Origin of the sequence: Halosimplex halobium, from assembly GCF_051414055.1 — an archaeon.
In the GTDB taxonomy this organism is placed as follows: domain Archaea; phylum Halobacteriota; class Halobacteria; order Halobacteriales; family Haloarculaceae; genus Halosimplex; species Halosimplex halobium.
Genome location: NZ_JBLKNX010000021.1, coordinates 50,036 through 70,614 on the forward strand (window position 1 = coordinate 50,036; position 20,579 = coordinate 70,614).

21 protein-coding genes and 1 tRNA gene are annotated in these 20,579 nt (G+C 68.7%); 9 read left to right on the forward strand and 13 right to left on the reverse strand.

Translation table 11 applies throughout. The annotated features are described in order from the left end of the window. Positions 1-28 precede the first annotated feature (28 nt). Entirely contained in the window at positions 29-580 is a 552-nt protein-coding gene (locus ACMGFG_RS20145; RefSeq protein ID WP_436932098.1) for an NUDIX domain-containing protein, read from the forward strand. A gap of 57 nt (positions 581-637) precedes the next feature. Then, entirely contained in the window at positions 638-1,708 is a 1,071-nt protein-coding gene (gene fni / locus ACMGFG_RS20150) for a type 2 isopentenyl-diphosphate Delta-isomerase (RefSeq protein ID WP_436932099.1), read from the forward strand. Positions 1,709-1,792: 84 nt separating this feature from the next. Here fni and moaA read toward each other — a convergent pair whose 3' ends face one another. Next, the gene (gene moaA / locus ACMGFG_RS20155) at positions 1,793-2,872 is read right to left on the reverse strand and encodes a GTP 3',8-cyclase MoaA (protein ID WP_436932100.1); all 1,080 of its coding nucleotides are present in this window, start codon (positions 2,870-2,872) and stop codon (positions 1,793-1,795) included. A 163-nt stretch (positions 2,873-3,035) separates the two neighbouring features. Here moaA and ACMGFG_RS20160 point away from each other — a divergent pair, with 163 nt between their 5' ends. Next, entirely contained in the window at positions 3,036-4,169 is a 1,134-nt protein-coding gene (locus tag ACMGFG_RS20160) for an ArsR/SmtB family transcription factor (RefSeq protein WP_436932101.1), read from the forward strand. A gap of 27 nt (positions 4,170-4,196) precedes the next feature. Here the strand turns inward: ACMGFG_RS20160 and ACMGFG_RS20165 are convergent, their stop codons facing one another. The 4 genes from ACMGFG_RS20165 to ACMGFG_RS20180 form a co-directional block, all read right to left on the reverse strand. Then, the gene (locus ACMGFG_RS20165; RefSeq protein ID WP_436932102.1) at positions 4,197-4,961 is read right to left on the reverse strand and encodes an archaeal proteasome endopeptidase complex subunit alpha; all 765 of its coding nucleotides are present in this window, start codon (positions 4,959-4,961) and stop codon (positions 4,197-4,199) included. Then, entirely contained in the window at positions 4,961-5,680 is a 720-nt protein-coding gene (locus ACMGFG_RS20170; RefSeq protein WP_436932103.1) for an Ntn hydrolase family protein, read from the reverse strand. Before ACMGFG_RS20170 ends, ACMGFG_RS20165 begins: the two co-directional genes overlap by 1 nt. Positions 5,681-5,773: 93 nt before the next feature. After that, positions 5,774-6,274: a hypothetical protein gene (locus ACMGFG_RS20175; protein WP_436932104.1), complete on the reverse strand. Its 501-nt coding sequence runs from the start codon at positions 6,272-6,274 to the stop codon at positions 5,774-5,776. 359 nt (positions 6,275-6,633) lie between these two features. Continuing rightward, positions 6,634-7,953 carry a PKD domain-containing protein gene (locus tag ACMGFG_RS20180; RefSeq protein ID WP_436932105.1) on the reverse strand — a complete coding sequence of 440 codons (1,320 nt, stop codon included), beginning with the start codon at positions 7,951-7,953 and terminating at the stop codon, positions 6,634-6,636. 158 nt (positions 7,954-8,111) lie between these two features. On the opposite strand from ACMGFG_RS20180, the gene ACMGFG_RS20185 reads away from it, so the two are divergent. Then, the gene (locus ACMGFG_RS20185) at positions 8,112-9,155 is read left to right on the forward strand and encodes an Mrp/NBP35 family ATP-binding protein (protein ID WP_436932106.1); all 1,044 of its coding nucleotides are present in this window, start codon (positions 8,112-8,114) and stop codon (positions 9,153-9,155) included. A 91-nt stretch (positions 9,156-9,246) separates the two neighbouring features. Here ACMGFG_RS20185 and ACMGFG_RS20190 read toward each other — a convergent pair whose 3' ends face one another. Then, positions 9,247-11,688 (reverse strand): DUF2298 domain-containing protein, encoded by a 2,442-nt coding sequence (locus ACMGFG_RS20190; RefSeq protein ID WP_436932107.1) that lies wholly within the window; start codon positions 11,686-11,688, stop codon positions 9,247-9,249. A gap of 222 nt (positions 11,689-11,910) precedes the next feature. On the opposite strand from ACMGFG_RS20190, the gene ACMGFG_RS20195 reads away from it, so the two are divergent. From ACMGFG_RS20195 to ACMGFG_RS20205, 3 genes are all read left to right on the forward strand, one after another. Beyond that, complete coding sequence (locus ACMGFG_RS20195) at positions 11,911-12,675, forward strand: glycosyltransferase (protein WP_436932108.1); 765 nt, start codon at positions 11,911-11,913, stop codon at positions 12,673-12,675. Beyond that, entirely contained in the window at positions 12,668-13,168 is a 501-nt protein-coding gene (locus tag ACMGFG_RS20200) for a GtrA family protein (protein ID WP_436932109.1), read from the forward strand. The genes ACMGFG_RS20195 and ACMGFG_RS20200 overlap by 8 nt, the downstream gene beginning before the upstream one ends. Before the next feature lie 69 nt (positions 13,169-13,237). Continuing rightward, a tRNA-Met gene (locus ACMGFG_RS20205) sits at positions 13,238-13,312 on the forward strand. Between the two features lie 130 nt (positions 13,313-13,442). On the opposite strand, the gene ACMGFG_RS20210 is transcribed toward ACMGFG_RS20205, so the two are convergent. Beyond that, positions 13,443-13,619: a hypothetical protein gene (locus ACMGFG_RS20210; RefSeq protein ID WP_436932110.1), complete on the reverse strand. Its 177-nt coding sequence runs from the start codon at positions 13,617-13,619 to the stop codon at positions 13,443-13,445. 284 nt (positions 13,620-13,903) lie between these two features. On the opposite strand from ACMGFG_RS20210, the gene ACMGFG_RS20215 reads away from it, so the two are divergent. Together ACMGFG_RS20215 and ACMGFG_RS20220 are read left to right on the forward strand one after the other, a co-directional pair. Further along, on the forward strand, positions 13,904-14,728 hold the full coding sequence (locus ACMGFG_RS20215) for a M48 family metallopeptidase (protein WP_436932111.1): 825 nt from the start codon (positions 13,904-13,906) through the stop codon (positions 14,726-14,728). A 1-nt stretch (position 14,729) separates the two neighbouring features. Continuing rightward, entirely contained in the window at positions 14,730-14,969 is a 240-nt protein-coding gene (locus tag ACMGFG_RS20220; RefSeq protein ID WP_436932112.1) for a hypothetical protein, read from the forward strand. 19 nt (positions 14,970-14,988) lie between these two features. Here the strand turns inward: ACMGFG_RS20220 and hpt are convergent, their stop codons facing one another. From hpt to ACMGFG_RS20250, 6 genes are all read right to left on the reverse strand, one after another. Continuing rightward, complete coding sequence (gene hpt, locus ACMGFG_RS20225) at positions 14,989-15,558, reverse strand: hypoxanthine/guanine phosphoribosyltransferase (protein ID WP_436907194.1); 570 nt, start codon at positions 15,556-15,558, stop codon at positions 14,989-14,991. 39 nt (positions 15,559-15,597) lie between these two features. Further along, positions 15,598-17,580, reverse strand: a complete 1,983-nt coding sequence (locus tag ACMGFG_RS20230; RefSeq protein ID WP_436932113.1) for a hypothetical protein — start codon at positions 17,578-17,580, stop codon at positions 15,598-15,600. Further along, complete coding sequence (locus ACMGFG_RS20235) at positions 17,577-18,065, reverse strand: hypothetical protein (RefSeq protein WP_436932114.1); 489 nt, start codon at positions 18,063-18,065, stop codon at positions 17,577-17,579. The genes ACMGFG_RS20230 and ACMGFG_RS20235 overlap by 4 nt, the downstream gene beginning before the upstream one ends. Positions 18,066-18,147: 82 nt before the next feature. Continuing rightward, on the reverse strand, positions 18,148-18,690 hold the full coding sequence (locus ACMGFG_RS20240) for a type IV pilin domain-containing protein (protein ID WP_436932115.1): 543 nt from the start codon (positions 18,688-18,690) through the stop codon (positions 18,148-18,150). Between the two features lie 234 nt (positions 18,691-18,924). Then, a complete protein-coding gene (locus tag ACMGFG_RS20245) occupies positions 18,925-19,509 on the reverse strand; it encodes a DUF7344 domain-containing protein (RefSeq protein WP_436932116.1) in 585 nt (194 codons plus the stop codon). A 227-nt stretch (positions 19,510-19,736) separates the two neighbouring features. Next, entirely contained in the window at positions 19,737-20,207 is a 471-nt protein-coding gene (locus tag ACMGFG_RS20250; RefSeq protein ID WP_436932117.1) for a type IV pilin domain-containing protein, read from the reverse strand. Between the last annotated feature and the right edge of the window lie 372 nt (positions 20,208-20,579).

Consider the following 20,579-nt stretch of genomic DNA (forward strand, 5'->3'; position numbering starts at 1 on the left):
TAACACGTCGGGGGTCGACCGACCGCCGATGACGAACTTCGAGCCCGACTACTGCGGCTACTGCGGGCACGAACTGCGCGACTCGGACCTCGCGCCGGGCGCGTACGTCTGCGGCGACTGCGAGCGGTACGTCTTCCACAGCCCCACGCCCGGCGCGAGCGTCACTGTCGTCGACGGGGACAGCGTCCTGCTCGTCCAGCGCGCGGTCGGCGAGACGGAGGGCCAGTGGGGGACGCCCGCCGGCCACGTCGACTGGGGGGAGGATCCGGACCGCGCGGCCGCGCGCGAACTCGAAGAGGAGACTGGACTGGTCGTCGACCGCGCGGACCTGACCCTGGTCGCCGGCCGCGGCACCTGGCCCGCCGAGGGCAAGCACATGGTCGCCTTCGAGTACGCGGTCCATCGCCGGGACACTCGCGGGGCGCTCTCGGCCGGCAGCGACGCGAAGGACGCCCGCTTCTGGACCGCCGAGGCGTGGAACCGGGCCGACGAGCGGATGCGCGCCGTCACGAAGCGGCGCTACGGCACGACCGACATGACGGAGATCGCCGAGCGGACGCTGGCGGAACTGGAGGGGTAGCGCCCGGCCGCGCAACAGATAGTTGTAAGACACCGCCCGCCCCACCCCCGGCCACGAATGCCCGATCCGGACGAGACCGTCGACAGGAAAGACGACCACATCAGGATCGTCTCCGAGGAGGACGTCGAGGAGCCGGGGACCGGGTTCGCCGACGTGTCGCTGGTCCACGAGGCCCTCCCGGAGATCCACCGCGACGAGGTCAACCCTAGCGTCGACTTCCTCGGTCACGAACTCGCGGCGCCGGTCGTCATCGAGAGCATGACCGGCGGCCACCCGAACACGACCGAGCTCAACCGGGCGCTGGCCGCCGCGGCCGAGGAGGTCGACATCGCGATGGGCGTCGGCAGCCAGCGCGCGGGCCTGGAGGACGCGGACACCGTCGAGTCCTACTCGGTGGTACGGGAGGCCGCGCCGACGGCCTTCCTCTACGGGAACATCGGCGCCGCGCAGCTCGACGAGTACGGTGTCGCAGGCGTCGAGCGCGCGGTCGAGATGATCGACGCCGACGCCGTGGCCGTCCACTGCAACTTCCTGCAGGAGGCCGTCCAGCCCGAGGGCGACGTGGACGCGCGGGGCTGTCTCGACGCCATCGAACGCGTGGCGGAGGGCCTGTCGGTCCCCGTGATCGTCAAGGAGACGGGCAACGGCTTCTCCCGGAGCACGGCTCGCAAACTGGCGGACGCGGGCGTCGACGCCATCGACGTGGCCGGCAAGGGCGGCACGACGTGGTCCGGCGTCGAGGCCTACCGCGCCGCGGCCAGGGACGAACCCCGCGGCGAGCGCCTCGGCGAGCGGTTCCGCCGGTGGGGGATCCCGACGGTCGCCAGCACGCTGGAGTGTCTGGAGGTCCACGACACGGTGATCGCCAGCGGCGGCGTCCGCTCGGGCATCGACATCGCGAAGGCCGTCGCGCTCGGGGCGACCGCCGGCGGACTGGCGAAGCCGTTCCTCTCGCCCGCGGGTCGGGGTGTCGAGGCTGTCGTCGAGACCGCCGAGGACCTGATCGCCGAGCTGGAGACGGCGATGTTCGTCACCGGATCGCGGACGGTCGCGGATCTGCGAGCGGCCGACGTGGTCGTCGGCGGCCCGACCAGGGAGTACCTGGACCAGCGCGGCGTCGACTACTGAGAGTCTCGAAAGGCCGCCTGTGCGACCGCCGGGCCCGCGCTGACGCGACCCGACCGGCGGTCGGTCGTCGGTCTCGGCCGGTCGTCAGTCGTCGGTTTCCGCCGGCGTCTCGTCGACGGTCGGGTACGCGTCGCCGCCGGGCGGGTCGTCCAGGTACTTCTCGTTGACGACCCACTCGCCGTCCTCTCTCACCATGTACTCGCCGTAGTAGGGGACCCGATTCGCGACCGTCTCGCGGAACGTCTCGCGGATCTCCGGGCGAGTCATCTCGCCCATCGGCCGCAGGTCGTCGTTTCGGTTGAGACACCCTTTCAGATACCCCTCGTGCGTCACGCGCACGCGATGGCAGTTCGCGCAGAACGTCGGGTTCTCGACGGGGTCGACGATTTCGACCATCCCCGCCTTCGACTCGTCGACCGCCCCGTCCCCGTCGAGAATATCGTCGCCAGCGAGGTCGCTGTCCTCGGGCGTGACCCAGTAGCGCCGCCGGTCGTGCATCTCGCGGCGCTCGACGCGGTCGGCCTGTTCTTCGAGCCAGTCGTGGACCCGACCGATGTCGATCGCCCACTCGGGGTGGCCGGCGATCTCCGGCATGTACTCGATGAGCTGCAGGCGCAGCCCGTCGTTCTCGGCGACGTGCTCGACCATCTCCGGGACGTACCCGGCCGTCTGCTCGAAGACGACCATGTTGAGCTTGACCGGCGCGAGGCCCGCTTCGAGGGCGGCGTCGACGCCGTCCATCACCGCGTCGTACGCGCCGGCCTGGGTGACCTGCTTGAACGTCTCCCGGTCCAGCGCGTCCTGGGAGACGTTGACCCGTTCGAGGCCGGCGTCGACCAGATCGTCGGCGCGACCGGGGAGCATCGTCCCGTTCGTTGTGAGCGAGACCTCCATCGCCTCGGGCGTGCGGGCGACGATCTCCTCCAGATCGTCGCGCAGGAGCGGCTCGCCGCCGGTGAACTTCACCGAGTCGACGTCGAACTCGGCGGCGACCTCCAGGAACCGGACCACGTCGTCGGTACTCATCTCGTGCTCGCGGGGCGCCATGGGGCCGCGGGTGTCGCCCAGGCCCTCGTTGTGGCAGTAGACGCAGTCGAAGTTGCACCGGTCGGTGAGCGAGACGCGCACACCCGACACCTCCCGGCCGAACTCGTCCGCGAGCATACCCGCACTTTCGGCCCGGCGGTAATAAGGCCGGTGCCCGTTCCAAGATTTCTGTACGCCCGCCCACTCGCGAGGGGTCCACGTCCACTAGGCCGGCCCGTCCCCGGTGCAGGGATCGCCGCCGGCGACAGGTTCAAACCGCCGTGACACGCAGTCCCGTGTCATGACCTCCGGTCGGCCGGACGAGGGCCGAGCGTCGGACCGAAAGTCGACCGACGGAGCCGCGACCGCCGCCGCCGACCCGGACGCGCCGGCACCCAGCGACGCCTTCGGCGCGCTGGGCGGGGAGACGCGGCTGGCCGTCGTCAAGGCGCTCGACGAGGCGTCGCCGCGGACCTTCTCCGACCTCGTCGACGCGGCCGACGCGGACACCTCCGCCGGGTTCGCCTACCACCTCCGCCAGCTCACCGGCCGGTTCGTCCGCCAACGAGCGGACGAGCGCTACGAGTTGACCGACGCCGGGCGGTCGGCCGCCCGCGCGCTCGCGGCCGGTACCTACACCGCGAGCGTCGACCGCGATCCCGTCGACCTGGACGAGCCGTGCCCGCTCTGTGGCGAAGAAGGCCTCGTCGCCGCCGTCGCGGACAACGTCACCGAGATCGGCTGCGAACGCTGCGGCGGGACGGTCCTCCGGCTCGCGCTCCCGCCGGGCGGCTACGCGGACCGCGACGCCGACGGCTTCGCCGACGCAATCGACGCCCATCACCGCCGTCGCATCGAGTCGTTCGACGACGGCGTCTGCCCCGAGTGCGCCGGGACGGTCTCGACCCGGATCGAGTCAGTCGTCGACAGCGCCGACGGCGACAGCGGCAACGGGCGCCACGATCCCGGCCGAGGACACGAGGGCGACGAGTACGGTCCGGTACAGGCGGTCTACGAGTGCGACACCTGCGGCGCGGACCTGCGCTGTCCCGTCGCGCTCACCCTCCTGAACCACCCCGCCGTCGTCTCGTTCTACCACGACCACGACCGGGAGGTTCGCGACCGACCCATCTGGAACGTCGGCAGCGAGTGGCGCGAGCGGGTCGTCTCCCGCGACCCGTGGTGTATCGTCGTCAGCGCCCGCCTCGACGGCGAGGACCTCGTCTGCTACGTCGCCGGCGACGGTCGCGTGGTCGACCACCGACGGGACTCCCGCGACGACGGTCCGGAAGGGAACTGCGGCGTAGCCGACGATGGACCCGTCGACACGACCGCCGACGCGACTTCCGACGCCGAATCGGAGACTGTCGAGGCGGACTCCGGAGCCGTCACCGCCGACGACACGGCCCCGGAATCCGGCACCGCCGAGTCGTGACGCTCGACCCCGTATTTCGGTTCGGCGTTACGACGCTCCACCGAACCCCGCCTCCGCCAGCGCGGATTCGCGCCGGTCGCGGTCGAACGCGTCCAAGCCGGCTTCGTCCAGCACGGCCACGTCAACCTCCTCCGGGGTCGGCGTTTCGTCGCTGCTCTCCGCGAGGGCGGTGAGTGCGAGCGAGAGGCCCGCCGAGGTGCCGAGCCCACGCTCGTACTCGGTCTCGAGGTGGTCGCGGACGGCGTCGCTCCCGCGGCCGACCGCCGTCGCGCGCCACTCCGTGGGCGTCCCCGACGGGTCGATCTCGTACAGCCTCGGGTCGACGTCGGTCTCGCCAACTCCCTCTACCGGCGGGGAAGCCCCCGAGACGCCGCCGACCAGGAGCGCGGCGCCGAACGGCCGCGTCCCGCCGGTCTGGGTCGACTCCTGGATCCGGTCTGCGACGGCCTTCGCCAGCGATTCGACTCCCGGCGGTTCCCCGTAGCGCAGCCGTTCGCGCTGGGCGAACTGCCGCCCGAAGTCGACGAGCCGCCGCGCGTCGGCGACGTGGCCCGCCGTCGCGACCCCGAGTCGGCCGTCGAGGTCGTGGACCTTCTCGATGCTGTCGGTCTCCATCAGCGGCGACCGCGGCCGGGCGTGCGCGGCGAACACCACCGCCTCCTCGGTCGCCACGCCGACGGCGGGACTGCCGCGCTTGACCGCCTCGCGCGCGTACTCGACCTGGTACAGCCGGCCGTCGGGGGAGAACACCGCCACCCCGCGGTCGTACGCCTGCTGGTCGTTCGACTGCATCAGGCCACCTCCTCGCTGGCGGCGTCGGAACCGCCAGCGTCTCCCGCCTCATCGTATCCCTCGATATCGACCCCGTCGGCGGTGACCGTCGCCACGGTCACGCCGTTGCCGCTCGCGGTGTCGCGCTCGCTCGCCGCTTCGACCGTGGCGACGGCCGCGTCGGTCGCCTCGTCGAGTTCCGCCCCGGGGTCGAACCGGCGTTCGAGCACGCCGTAGGCGACCTGCATCCCGCTCCCGCCCGCGGCGTAGTCGGTCGCCATCACGCTCCCGCCGCCGTCCAGCTCGTAGACGTGGTTCCCCTCGCCGTCCACGCCTGCGAGGATCGGTGCGACCGGCAGCCCCCGAACGAGGTGGCCCGCAGTCTGGGAGAGCGCCCGCATGCTCATCCGCTCGTCCCGGCGGGACTCGTAGAGGCTCGTCTCCGCCCGCAGCGACCGGACGAGGTTCTGCGCCGGCCCGACCGACCCCGAGATCGCCAGCGCGGCGGTCGGGTGGACCCGCGAGACCTTCTCGGCGTTCTTGTTCGTCGTGAACTTCCCCCCGAGACTCGCCTGCTGGTCGGCCGCCATTACCACGCCGTCGGCGGCGGCGACGGCGACGATCGTCGTCCCCGTGTCGAAGGTCGGCGCGTCGTGGTCTGCCCGGTCGGCGTTCGGGAGGTTGTCGTGTGGTAGTTCGTGGAGCGGTTCGTCCGCGGGACCGAAGTCGGGTGGCGTCATCGACAGGGTGTCGGGCCTGGGTAGAAATATATGTTAGCTAAAATATAATTTAGTAGAAGCCCGAGATATTCGGTAATGCCCTAATTAAGGATCTCAGTTAGCAGACTCGTTATGGAGTGTAACATTCCCCGATCTCTGCATGAAATCATAGGCAAATTTGATTTCTTTTGAGGTCATATTCCGCTTAGTGTCCCAGTACTGTTCTTGGAATTCTATAACATCGATCTGATCAGTATAGTACTTCCGAGCTAAAGAGTTATTTATATATACTGTCTTTGGTGGTGCGCCAGTATTATTGATTTCGAGTATACGTAGACCATCCGTCATTTCCCCACCAATTTTCCCGGTATCATGGTGGGCCACTGCTTGTACATATCCGCTGGTGATCAGTATATTCACCTGTTTAGCCCGTTTTAGATCATTCTTGGATTTTGCGGTCAGATCTAAAATCATAACTAGTGAATTATTCTCCCCAATCGTCCAACCACGAACCCTGATAGGAACTTCTGCATCAGCTTCAGCTTCACCACCCACCACACTTACAAATTCATGGTACTCCTGATTAGCATACACTACAGTGGGGGTAGTGGTCATTGTTGGAGATCCTGGCACTGAAGATGTCGCAGTTGACGATAATTCCGGAGTTGATGTAGGCGTCGGCACGGATGTCCGCGTACTAGGTGTTACAGGAGTGGGCTCTTGTACGGTGCTCACAGTTAATTGCCTGATTGTAGTAGTAGAAGTTCTTGGACTCTCGATAGTAGCTGGCTTTGACGCAGATTCTGTATTTTTTAATGTCTCTTTACCACCCAACAAAAATTGGGATTCTGAACCACTCATCGGAAAAATTGCGCATATAATTAATAATAAAATCACTAGTGATACTAATTTTTTCCATTTTAAATTGTGTAGCTTGGACATATCAAGTACAATTATCTCTGGATTCGACCTGGCTATATTGGGTACCGACCGAAAGGAACCCGACCGGTTCTGGTGTTAATATTATTGTCTGGCTTTGAATAATTTCTTTTTTGTTCTATCGTCTCACGCACTCTTTCTGGCATTGTATCTGATTTTTCATTCTCTGAATCCGGATATGGGGAGGAATCTTTGCTCTCACCAGACTCATTGGTTATAGTCGGCTGATCGCTACTATCATCACCCCCACCACCAGAAGAAACCCTACTGGATTGATTGGTAGCAGAAACCAGCCTATCTTTCGAATTCACCTCAGATTCCGGATCGACACTCACAGTATCGACACCTAACGCCTCTTTGTACGCTTCCTGGCTTTCGAAGGTCACCATGTCGTCCACGGAGTCGTAGGACACCCCGTCGTTGTTCTGGGCGAACTCTTCGTCTACGTTCACCTGGGCCCACTGGACCGAGCCGTCGTTGTCAGCGTCGGAGATGACGATGCCGTTGCTGTCGATCGTCATCCGGTCGTTGTCGCAGTAGCGGTCGTCGTCCCTGTTGAAGCGCGAACACGCCGACCCATCGTCGTCGCCCGAGTCACCGCCGGAGGTAGACCCGCTGCCGGAACCGACTCCGACCGATCCACCGCCGCCGCTACCGGGTGAACTCGGGACCGTGACGGTGACGTTCTTCGTCGCCGTGCGCTGGCGGCCGAGCCGGTCGACGGCGGTAACCCGGAGCGTGACGGTCCCGTCGTGTCTGAACGCGTGAAGCCGGTCGACCGACGCGCTCTCGCCCGCGAGCGAAGTCCGGTTGACGCGCCGTCCGTCCGCCCGCCAGACGACCGCCGCGAGGTCGTTCGCTCCGGCCGAAACGGTCGCCGTGTACTGCGCGACGCCGCCCTCGACCACGCTGTCCGGGCCGCTGATCGACACCGACGGCCCGTTCGACGGCTCGACGTGGACCCGGAGCGTGTCCGTGCTGGTGGCGCCGTCACCGTCGGTCACCGTGACCGTCGCGTTGTACGTCCCGGTCTCGCGCGGGACGAACCGCGTACGCCCGCAGGTCTCGCACGACGGCGTCGTGTAGCTGCCGTCGGGTTCCTCCAGCCGCCAGCGGTAGCTGTCGATCTCGCCGTCGGGGTCGCGCGACCCCGTCGCGTCGAGATACACCGTCGCGTTGGCGCTGACGGTCCGGTCCAGCCCCGCGTCCGCCAGCGGGGCCCTGTTCCCCCCGTCGTCCGGCCCGCTCGCGGCCGCCGCGACGGCTCCGCCAGCTACCGGACCACCGGCGAACGCCGCGCTGACGACCAACACGGCGCTCATCACGACCGTCGAAATCCCCTGCTCGCAGCCCATCGTTCGGTCACCGAAAATTGCTCTCCCGCTATCATAAAAATGTTCGCAGCACTGGTAGTGTCTATTTCACTATCGGCCGAACGACCGCTCGCGGCGGAATCCAGTCGGGCAGCGGCCGCTCCACAACCCTTTTCGCCGGGAGCGCCGGTATCCGAACCATGGACGAAGACGAAGTGCTCGACCTGCTCGGGACGGTCGAGGACCCGGACCTGGGCGACGACATCGTCTCGCTGGGACTGGTCAACTCGGTCGAACTGGACGACGAGGAGGTCCGCGTCTCGCTGGCGCTGGGCGCGCCGTACTCCCCGACCGAGACTGATATCGCGGGCCGGGTCAGGGAGGCGCTGTCGGACCTGGACCGGCGGGTCGAACTGGACGCGGAGGTCGACAGCGGGCTCGTCGCCGAGGGGTCGGTGCTGCCGGGCGTCGAGAACGTCATCGCGGTCGCCTCGGGGAAGGGCGGCGTCGGCAAGAGCACCATCGCGGTGAACCTCGCGGCGGGGCTGGCGCAGCTGGGGGCCCGCGTGGGGCTGTTCGACGCGGACGTGTACGGGCCGAACGTGCCGCGGATGCTCGACGCCGACCAGCAGCCCCAGGCGACGCCCGACGAGACGCTCGTCCCGCCCGAGCAGTACGGGATGAAGCTGATGAGCATGGACTTCCTGGTCGGCGAGGACGACCCCGTCATCTGGCGGGGGCCGATGGTCCACAAGGTGCTCACCCAGCTGTGGGAGGACGTGGAGTGGGGGAGCCTGGACTACATGGTCGTCGACCTCCCGCCGGGGACCGGCGACACGCAGTTGACCCTCCTCCAGAGCGTCCCCGTCACGGGCGCGGTCATCGTCACGACGCCGCAGGAGGTCGCCATCGACGACGCCCGGAAGGGCCTGGAGATGTTCGGCGAGCACGAGACGCCCGTGCTGGGCATCGTCGAGAACATGAGTTCCTTCCGCTGTCCGGACTGCGGCGGCGAACACGCCATCTTCGGCGAGGGCGGCGGCGAGGCCTTCGCCGAGGAGGCGCAGATGCCGTTCCTCGGCGAGATCCCGCTGGACCCGGCTGTCCGCGAGGGCGGTGACGCCGGCGAACCGATGGTGCTCGACGAGGACAGCGAGACCGGCGAGGCGTTCCGGTCGTTCGTCGAGAACACGGCGAACAACCAGGGGATCGTCCACCGGCGGCGCCACGCCGACTCGCGGTAGTCGCCGCGGTCGCGCGGGTCCCGGATCCGTTGCGCCGGTCAATCGAGTCCGTCACTCGGGTCCCTCTGGCCAGTCGGGTCGGCCACTCGGGTCAGTCGTTCTTCTCGGGGTACTCCAGGGCCTGCCGGTCGACGCGGTAGACGGTCGCGCCGTCCCACTGTTTCTCGACGGTGACGCCGCTCATCGACTCGAAGCCGGCCAGGTCGTCGCTCGTGTAGGCCGACCGCTCGTTGGACCCGACGTAGACGTACTCGACCGCGTAGACGTCGAGGTAGTAGGCCCGCTGCTCGGCGGTGCCGGTGTAGATGGTGTTCACGTCGTCGACGCGCGCCCGGTAGGCCTCGCCGCCCCGATACCCGACCTCGTGGGCCCACCCGGCCAGCGTCGGGACGCCGGTGAGGCTCGCTACCGGGTTGGTCCAGCGGTACATGTCCTGTCCGGGGGCCGAGGCGATGTTGGGCTGGCCCTCCAGGTCCTCGAACCACTGGATCGCGGCGTACTCTTCGGGGTGAGTCTCGTTGATGTAGGTGAACCCGTCGAGGGTGGGGTCGTCGGGGTGGTTGTAGCGGCTGAAGTAACCGTCGCCGCCGAAGTGGCCGCCGAGGGCCAGGGCGCCGTACAGCGAGGTCGAGACGACCAGGACGACCGCGAGCACGCGAAAGGCCCCGGCCCACTGCTCGCCGGACATGGCCAGGCCCGGCGAGTGGTTCTCGACGAGGTGGGCGAGGACCGCGCCGGCAGCGACCGCCCAGAGGACCCACACGTCCGCGTAGGTCTTGAACACGGTGTTCATCCGCCCCGGCCCCGCCTGCTCCTTGACGTAGAGGAATTCGACGAGGACGACGATGCCGGCGCCGGCGACGATCAGGAGCGTCTCGAACCCGACCACGTCGCGGAGCCGCTCCCCGACTCCGGCTTCGGTGTCGGACCCGGCGGGCGTCGAGGCGGGCTCGCTCTCGGCAGTCGCGGTCCCGCCGTCCGTGACGGCCCGGCGGGCGGCCCCGGAGGCCCGCGCGGTGGCGCGGTGGACCGCGTCGGCCTGCGTCCGGAGGAGCAGCCAGGCGACGAGGATCATCGGGCCGAAGAGGGCGAGCGCCGCGGCCGACGCGCCGATCCACGCGACCACCACGGCGACGGCGAGCATGACGACCGCTTCGCCGACGTGCTCCCGTTCGATCTGCGGGACGGCGTGGCGCGACAGGTGGATCGCGAACAGGAGCACGAACGCGCCGTGGGCGAAGAGGAGTCCGCCGAGCGAACTGCGGTCCGGCAGGAAGGCGATCGACCGGCCGCTGGCGGTGCCCAGCCAGAACGGCAGCGACCAGACGAGCCCGAGGGCGACGACGGCGACGGCGCCCCCGAGTGCGACCCCGTGACGGGCGAGTTCCCGCTGCCAGTCCTCGCCACGGGGGATCCGGTCGGCGACCGACCCCGGGAGCAACGTCACCGGATCCGCGGGCGCGAGCGCGAGCGCGAGGAAGGTCAGCCCGCCGGCGGTCGGGAACGACCACGTGTTGACGACGGCGAGCAACCCCGCGAGCGGCGGCACGACGGCGAGCACGAGCAGTCGCCGTCGGGTCAGGTCGGTCTCGGGCGTCCGGTAGTAGCTGAACAGGAGGGCGGCGACCAGCAGGACGAACGGCGTCGACATCATGTGGGCGTGCATGTCCCCGTTGAGCCAGGCGAACAGCGGGAACTCGTTGATGGTCCCCTCGATGACGCGGCTGGCGTCCCAGTACCTGAACGCGGTCGGGCCCTCCTTCGCGACCCGGCCCAGACTCGTGCCGAACAGTCCGGCGAAGAAGGAGGCGATCCCGTCGGGGAGCAGCCACGCGACGAAGTACACGGGCGTCGAGACGTTGCTCGCGAACCCGACGAAGAAGGCGCCGAACGCGCCCGCCCGGACTCGCGAGACGCCGCGGCTCGCGGCGACCGAGCCCGCGAGCCCGTAGGCGGCGGTGACGAGCATGCCGTAGAAGCCCGCGAGCGCGAGGTTGTAGGCGAACCGGGGCTCGGTGCCGGTGATCTTCGTCAGCAGCGCGGCGATCAGGTGGCCGCCGTAGTAGTACTGGACGGGGCGGCCGGCGAACCACATGTCCTCCGGGGGGAGGCGGTCGGCACGCAGCAGCGACTGCAGCATGCCGAAGTCGAGGAACTTCTCGCCGAGGAACGGGTGGACGCCCGCGTCGACGGCGCGGACGGCGATCATGAACAGGAACGCGACGGTGAACACGGCGGCGGCCTCCCCGTAGCGACGGCGGTCGAACGTCGGGCGGGTCTCCGACTCACTGGCGCGGTAGAGGGCGGCGCCGGCGGCGGCCGCCAGCGCGGCGAGGCCGACGAGCAGCCCGGCGGTCAGCGAGAGGTGGCCGACGAGGTAGGCGACGATCCACAGGACGGCCAGCGCCACCGGGAGCGCGACGCCCGCCCCGCGATCGGCGAGACGGGGGAACAGCAGCCCCGCCAGCGGCATCCCCACGGCCAGCAGGGCGAGGTAGGCCACGAGCCACCAGAGCACCAGACCGTACTCCATTACCAGTGTGGCCGTCTCCGGGGCCTATACCTCTTGTGGACCGCCCGACCGCCCGGCGGCTCGCCGACCGGAGGGCGACCCGCGGGTCGACTTGCCGCCGGCCCGCGCGTCGACCTGCCGTCGCTCACCTCCCGGCGCTGGCACCTCCGCCGTCGCCGAACGGTCGCCGACGTGTCGGTCGTTCCGAACGGTTTTTACTCGCCGCGGTGGTCACGGCAGACAATGAGCGCGTCCGTCGGCCTGGTGGTCCCCGCCTTCCGTCCCGACGTGGACAGGCTCGCGGCCTACGTCCGCTCGCTCGACGAGGCGCTCGCGCCCGAGGCGATCCGGATCGAACTCGACGACGCCGACGAGCGGGTCGTCGCCGCGCTGGCGGACCTCCCGGCGACCGTCAACGTCTCGCCGTACCGCCGCGGCAAGGGCGCGGCCGTCACCGCCGGGTTCGAGGCGCTGGAGACCGACGTGCTCGGGTTCGTCGACGCCGACGGCTCGACCGCCCCCGCCGAGTTCGCCGACGTGCTCGCCGCCATCGAGGGCGGCGCGGACGTAGCGGTCGGATCGCGGCGCCACCCCGACTCGACGATCACCAGCCACCAGACGTTCGCCCGCCGCTTCCTCGGCGACGGCTTCGCCTGGCTCGCCCGCCGGATGCTCGACGCGGACCTGTACGACTACCAGTGCGGCGCCAAGGCCATCACCGCCGAGTCGTGGGAGGCCGTCCGTCAGCACCTCTACGAGCCGGGGTTCGCCTGGGACGTGGAGCTGGTCGCGATGGCCGGCGCGCTGGAACTCGACGTGACCGAGGTGCCGCTCACCTGGGAGGACAAGCCGGGCTCGACCGTCTCGCCGGTCCGCACGTCGCTGCGACTCGCCCGGGCGCTGCTCTCGTCGCGCCACCGGGCGAAACAGATCCGGAACAGCCGCGTCCACAACGCCATCGCGGCGACCCGCGAGGAGCCGACGGCGCTGGTGGACAGGCATGACTGACGGGAACGTCGACGGGACCGGCGAGCCCGACTTCGAAGGCGGCGACGAGTCGCGACTGGACGCCCTGCTCTCGGGCGTGCGGTTCGGCAAGTTCGTCTCCGTCGGCGCGGTCGGTGCGGTCGCCGACAACACGATGCTCGCGCTGCTCGGTCTCGGTTTCGGCGTCCCGGAGCTGGTCGCCAAGGCGATCGGGATCGAGACGGCGATCCTGGTGATGTTCACCGTCAACGAACACTGGACGTTCGCCGACGAGGGCGCGCCCGGTGCGAGGGCGTTCCTGCGTCGGCTGGGCAAGTCCCACCTCGTCCGTTCGGGCGGCTCGCTCATCCAGTTCGCCATCTACTGGTTCCTGACCCAGCGGCTGGACGTGACCGTCGTCGTCTTCGAGACGGACCTGTGGTTCCTGCTGGCGAGCCCGATCGCCATCGGGGTCGCGATGTTCGTCAACTACGTCTTCGAGAGCCTGTTCACCTGGCAGGTCCACGAGGCGTGACCGCGGGACTAATTCACGGACGGCGAACGAATCACAACCCTTAATGGGCGGTCGGGGATATGAACAGGTAGCGGGATGGGATAGCCAGGAGATTCCGGCGGGCTCATAACCCGCAGATCGGTAGTTCAAATCTACCTCCCGCTATATTCTGCCGCGAGCTACACGGTGAGCACCGCTTTGTACGTGTTCGCCACCGTGAGCGGCGATCTACCTCCCGCGATCATTCTGCGACGCGCTCTTCGCGGGGCGTTTCATCGCCGAACACTTCGCACCGTCACGATCCCCTGGCGGCCGCGAGTCTCATCAGGAACAACCCCAGCAGAAGCACGATCCACCCGACCCACTCGACGGGGGCGTCCGGAAACTGGGGGCCGATCAGGTCGAACTCGGCGGTCAGGGCGACGCCGGCGAGAGACAGAGCTGCTCCGGGGATCAGCAACCCGAGTCTCATAGTCGAGCGTATTACCGCTCGTTGAAGTCGATTTCGAATTCACGGTTAATTGTCACTTGGGTCGGGGGATGGACTGCGACGACCGCGTCGAATACACTCCGTGTGGTCGGTGGGGCTGTCCAGTCAGACGGCGAACGTCGGGTACCGTGCGACGGTCGCCGAACGACCGGGGAGCTGTCAATCGCGACCCGTCAACAGTCCCGCACGTGGTCCGTGACCGACTTCACGGCTGAGTGACCACAAACGGAGAGTACTTAGGTCGTCGCGACACAGACACGTCACGTATGCGTCACCCGAGTCTCACCGCGCGGATGGCGATCGTGGGATCGATCCTGTTCGCGTTCTACGCCGTCGCCGCGGTCGTGGCGATGGGCGCGTTCGCGGTCCCGCTGTGGCTGGTACTGGTCGGCAGCGTCCTGTTCGTGGGCGTCCAGTACAAGGTCGGCAAGTGGGCCGCGATCCGCAGCGTCGGGGCCGAAGACATGCCCGAGGAGCAGTACCCGGAGATCCACCGCCAGGTCGAGGCACTCTCCGAGGAGATGGGCATCGACAAGCCCCGGCTCATGATCGCGCGGATGGGCGTGCCCAACGCCTTCGCCGTCGGCCGGAAGGGCGCCGGGACGGTCGTCGTCTCGCGGGAGCTGCTCGCGACGCTCGACGCCGACGAGGTCGAGGGCGTCCTCGCCCACGAGCTGGCCCACATCGCCAACCGCGACGTGGTGATGATGGTCCTCGGCCAGGGGATCGCTTCCATCGTCGCCATCGTCGCCCAGTGGGTCGTTCTGCTGACCGGCGACAACGAGATCGCCGACTTCTTCCTGGCCATCGTCGTCGGCCAGATCGTCCAGATGCTCGTCATGCTGTTCGTGATGGCCATCTCGCGGTACCGCGAGTACGTCGCCGACAGCGACGCCGCCGGCGCCATCGGCTCCGGCGAACCGCTCGCACGCGCGCTGGAGAAGATCAGCCGCGGCAACGAGCGCGCCAGCGACTCGGCGATCGACGAGCAGGTCAACGCGCTGTGTATCTTCGGCGAGGAGCGCGGGCTCGCGCGGCTGTTCGCCACCCACCCGCCGATGGAGAAACGCATCGAGAAGCTGCGGAGCTGAGATGGACTACCGCACGCTGCTGGCCGCGGTCCTCGGCGTCGGCCTCGGCGCCGTCCTGGTCGCGGTGCCGGAGGCCGTCGTCCGCGCGCACACGGTTGGGCGCGTCCCGGGCGACCGGGGCGGCGAGTACGGCAGCGACGACGAGTTAGACGGCCGGATCCGGCGGCTCGTGCAGGCAGTGGGCGCGGCGCTGATCCTCGCGGGACTGTACTTCGGCGCGGTCGCGGCGGGAGTCGCGTAAAAGGGAAGCGGCTACCGGGTCAGTCGTCGCCCTGTTCGTCGACGATGACGACCTCGCCGTCCTCGACGACGACGTTGATGAGCGTCTTGGCCTCGTAGCCGGCGTCGGCGAGCTTGTTCGGGCCGTCGTCTTTCTTGATGACGCAGACGATGTCGACGATGTCGGCGCCGATCTCCTCGAGGGCGCCGGTGATGCCCGAGAGGGTACCGCCCGTCGAGAGCACGTCGTCGAGGACGAGCACGCGGTCGCCCTCGTAGACGTCGTTGACGTACATCTCCGACTCGGAGTAGCCGGTGACCTGCGAGAGCGCGACCTCGCCCTCCAGCCCGTACTGGCGCTTGCGGACGACGACGATGGGGATGTCGGTCATCAGGGAGACGGCGGTGGAGATGTGGATGCCCATCGCGGCGGGGGTGACGATCTTGTCGACGTTCTCCAGCTCGGCCTTGCGGATGATCTTGATGACGATCTCCCGCAGCAGCTCGGGGTGGAGCATCGGCACGCCGTCGCTGATCGGGTGGACGAAGTAGTGATACCCCTCCTTTTCGACGATCGGGGCGTCGAGCAGCGACTGCTTCAGGCGGTTCATGCCCGGGGAATGACCACGGGGGGCCAAAAGCCTGACTAGCTACGCCGACGCCAGCAGGTCGGCGAGCCAGTCGACGACCGGCAGGGCGTGGGGTCCGTACCGGAAGTACACGAGCGCCGAGCAGAGCGCCAGGTCCGTCCCGAGCGCGGCGGCGAGCCCGCCGACCGCGGCCGTCGCGGCGTCGAACCGCTCGTCGAGGGCGCTGCCGACGGCCGACAGGGCGAAGGCGGCGCCGACGACCAGCCCGACGACGGCGTGGAGCTGGAAGGCGCCCCCGCGGCCGAACGAGCCGACCGTGACGACGACGAACAGCAGTTGCGCGCCCAGGCAGACGCCGCCGAGGTAGCTCCACAGGACCGTCCGCCCGCGCTCGGCGAGGACGCGGCGGGCCCATCGCTGGCGGGCCAGCGCGTAGACAGCCAGGACGTACACCGGCAGGAGGTACCGGACGGTCACCTGCGCGAACAGCGGGAGACTCGGGAGGTAGACCAGCGTGAACAGCACGGCGAGGACGGCGACGAACGCGTCGGTGGCCGTCGTCGGAGCCGTGCGGACGGTCCGGACCGTCCGTCGAACGCGGGCGCCGAGCGGTTCGGCCGCGTCGCGGCGAACGGCGACGGCCGCCCGGCGGCCGCCGGTCGCGACCAGCGCGGCGACGCCCGCGAGCAGCGGCGCCGATTCGAGGACCGAGAGGTTGATCGCCTGGTCGTTGTCGTGGCGGCCGATGTAGCCGTCGTAGCCGGCGCGGACGAACGTCCGGTACAGCGACTCGGGGTCGGAGACGAGCGCCTTCGCGCCGGCGACGAACGGGCCGAAGAGGAGCCCCAACCGGTCGCCGGCCGTCGCGGCGAGCGCGCGGACCGGAGCCGGCAGGAGCGGCGCGGCACCGCCGCTCGCGGCGCCTCCGTCGCCAGTCCCACCCCCGGCGTCGCTCCCACCACTACCGCCTCCGAACGTGGCGTCGGCGGTGGGGGCGCCGAACTCCGAGAGCATCCGCGGCGGGCGGAGCGGGTCCCCGGAGATGGCGGCGTTCGTCACGAAGAAGGGGACGAGCGACGCGGCGAACGCCGCCCCGACGACCGCGAGGGTCCGTCGGTCGTTCGACGGCGCTGTCGGCAGGTCGACGGCGACCAGCGCGAGGAAGACGACGAACGCCTCGCCCGCGTGGACCCAGGTGCAGAGCCCGACGAGGGCGTAGGCCAGCGCGCGGAACCCGGTCGGCGAGAGCAGCGCGTCGGCGGCGCCGGTGGTCCGGGCGTCCGAACGGCTCCGGTAGAACGCGTAGACGACGCCCACGACGAGCGCCGTGACGGTGACGTGGCGCTTCGGGATGGCCGCCCAGAACGCGACGGGCGTCGCGAGCCCGGCGCCGAGGGCCGCGGCAACGCCGACCCGGCGGTCGTGGACGCGCGCGAGGAGTCGATAGACGGTGGTCGCGACGAGCGCCGCGGCGAGGACGGTCCCGAGCTGGAGCGCCGCGAGCGGCAGCAACTGTGCGGGGATCGGTTCGGCCAGCGCGGCGTTGCCGGCGAACGCCGCGAGCGCGAGGGCGGCCCCCGCGGTCCCGAGGAGCGACTCCCGACCGGCGAGACGGGCGACCTGGACGGCGAACGCGAGCGCGAGCAGCGACCACGCCGTCGCGAAGACGAGCCCCGGGTCGGCGACCGCCGTCGCGGCCCGCAGGCCCCACAGCAGCGGGAGGGCGAGCGCCACCTGGCCGTAGTTGCGGCCGTAGAGCCGCCCGTCGTGGACCTGCATCCCGGGCGCTTCGAGCGACCCGTAGACCGCCTCGTCGACGACGAGGCTCCCGTCGGCGAGCGCGACCAGCGCGTTCGCCAGCGTGTAGCTGTCGTTGATGAAGACGCCGATCCGCCAGGTCGTCCCGACGGCGAGCAGCGTCCCGAGGAAGACGACGAGGCCGAGGCGGTCGCCGACGAGTGCGCGGACGAGCAGCGTCCGTGCCGCCGCCACCCGCTCGCGGGCGTCCGCCGGGACGAGCGCCCGGGCGCGTCCGGTGCTCATTCGCGCACCTCCACCGGGACCGTCCGGTTGGCGACGACTGACTTCCCGTCGCTGTCGCGCACGACGAGCGACAGTTCCCCCTCGTAGCGGTCGGCGTCGACGGCGTCCTCGGCGAAGGTGTCCTCGCGCAGCGACAGCGAGGCCCAGCCGGCGTCGCCGTCGCGCAGGAAGTGCGTCGTCGACCGGGAGTAGCCCAGCGCGGGGATGTCGATGCCGTAGGCGACGGTGGGTTTGCCCTCGACGGTCGCGAAGCGGACCCGCGCGTCGGGGACGGTGAGGTAGTACGACTGGGACTGATAGCCGCGGTCGAGCGAGACCGACGAGGGGAGGTCGACCTCGTCGACGGCGGCCGACCCCTCGCCGAGGCCCGACATGTCGTACCGCGGCGTCGTCAGGTCGACGAGGCCGACGGCGGGGCCGCTGAGGACGGTCACCGCGACGATGACCGCGGCGGCGGCGTAGACGGCGACTCGGCCCCGATCCATTGGCGGATGACTGCACCCGACCGAAATAAAGCCGACGGCCGCGGCTGGCGACCGTCGAAACGAAAGAAAGCGGGAACGCCGCTCAGGCGTCGGGGCCTTCCTGCTCGTTGAGCGTCGAGGAGGTGTCGCCCTCCTGGGCCTGGTAGACGACGCTGACCTCGTAGTCCGAACTCACGTAGACGCCGGCGCGGTCGCCCGAGACGACGGCGCTGTCCTCGCCGCTGGCCGTGCCGTTCCAGGCGCCTGCGCTGGTGTGGTGGATCTGCGGGCCACCGCTGTTGCGGACGAAGGTTTCCAGATCGGTCCCGCTATCGATCGTAGTGCCACTTATGGCAGTCCCGTTGAACCCGCTCCCGCGGATGTACAGTTCGTTACTCGAGACGGAGTCACCGCCGTCGTGCGAGACGGCCAGTGCGCCCCAGTTCGAGCCCCCCGAGTTCTCCTCGATCTCCTCGTAATCCATCCCGATCGTCGCAGTCGGTGCGCCCTGCTGTGCCTGGTTCCCCAGTCCGAGGACGAACGAGGCGATGACTGCGGCCAGGATAACCGTGATCGCCACCATCAGGATGACGCCGATGACCGGCGACACCGCGTCGTCGTCCGCGAATAGTTGCTTGAATTTCATGTGTGCCTGCACCCCGTCCGGCCGGCGCGAGCCCGCCGCGAGCCGGGAATGCTGTCGCCACCTCTGTCGGTATCAGTAGTTAACCCCGACAACCGTTCACCGGATATCGGCGGCTCAAACCTGCCTTGAGTGCGACCCTTCCAGATATCAATTCGGAAAATAGGTGCGAAGGCGTCGTAAACGCCGGGCCCGATCGGTGGCGTGGCCGGCGAGGGTCGACCGGGCCGTCGGTGGTCACCGGTCGAACTCGTCGGGGGCGTACTCGTCGTCGCCGAGCTGCATGTCGGCGCCGCTGTAGGTGTGGTAGGCCGCGGCGACGGTGAACGTCGCGGCGATAACCGTCGCCCACTCCAGCGGCGTCAGCAGCGTGAGCGGGTACAGCTCCGTCCACAGCGCGGCGACCACGGCACAGCTGATCGACCCGAGCGAGAGGTAGAACTCCCGCCAGGGGAACTCCGACCCGGGGACGATCTCGAGGTACACGGTCAGCTCCTCGGTGTGGGGCGTCCGCGCGACCGTGTTGGTCTCGGTGTCGTACTCGACGATCCCGGCCTCCTCCATCTTGCCGAGGTGCGTCTGCTGGAGAGTCGTGTACACCCGCTTTTTCTGGTCGTTGGTCACCTCCTCGACCGGCGTCTGGTACTCCCAGGCGGCGACCTGGGTGGCCAGGTCGCTCAACCCCACCGGCTCCTCGAAGCGCTTGAGATACTCCAGAACGTACCGGCGGCGCTGGTTCTGCAACACGTCGAAGATCTCCCCCTTCGACAGCTCCTCGCTCCCGTTCGCTCCGGTCGAAAACCGTCTCGTCTCGTTGCTCATGTGTCAGACCCGTCCTCGTGAGAGGCCATCTACCGCCCCGTCGATGATGTGTGATTCTATGGGCATGTGCTAAGAGCGTTTCGGAGCCGTCGGGCGTGGCCGCGCGGCCTCAGTCGCGACCGCGTCGGTCCGTTCGAAGTTCTCACGAACGATACTTCTGTCCCGGGTTCAGAATCGAGAAGGGAAAAGAGGGCCGTCGGACGGCCCCGGGTATCGAGGCGCGTCGGTCAGGCCGTGGGGCCGGTCCACTCCTTCAGCGTGGTGGAGCTCTCGCCGGTCGAGCTCTGCCAGACCAGGCTGATCTCGCCGTCCGAGCCGATGTTATCGATGCTCGCGGTCATTCCCGCCTGGACCTCGGAGGTCGGGCCGGCCGAGCTGTACTCGTTCCAGCTCTGTCCGAGTGCCGGAGTTGCCGGGTCGGGTCCAGCGCTCCCCTCCGAACCGCGGAGGTAGAGGTTCTGTGCCTGGATCGTCTCGCCGCCGTCGTGCGTGACGCGCAGCGTCGCTTCCTCGCCGCTGGCGCCGTTCCACTCGAAGCTGAACGATGCCTGGGGGGAGGTGTTGCTGACCTGGTCGCCGAGTCCGAGGACGAAGGTCGCGATGACGGCCGCCAGAATGACCGTGATCGCTACCATCAGGATGACGCCGATGACCGGCGACACCGCGTCGTCGTCGTTGAGTAGTTGGTTGAGTTTCATGGGTTGTCGTCACGCCCGATGCGTGGGGGGGTCCCTCGCGAGGTCGCCGGCCGGACCGAGCCATCCTCGACGGTCCCGGCGGCGTTCGGTGCGTGTCACCTGTGACTCTCCCAGCACGACACATAAGCCTCACTACCGTATTATCAAAATCGTAAATTCAACCCTGGCTATCCGCGTATCGAAAACTGATTCTGGCGGCGGACAGACCGGACCGGTGCCCGGAGATCCGACGCCGTCGCGGCGGCGGGCGGTCGGACTGGCCGGCGACCGGTCGACAGTGGGCCGGGTTGCCGACGGACCGACAGTTCGCCGAGACCCCCGTACGGACGATCGGTGATCGGGCGATCGATGGTCGGGCGAACCGGCGGCGCC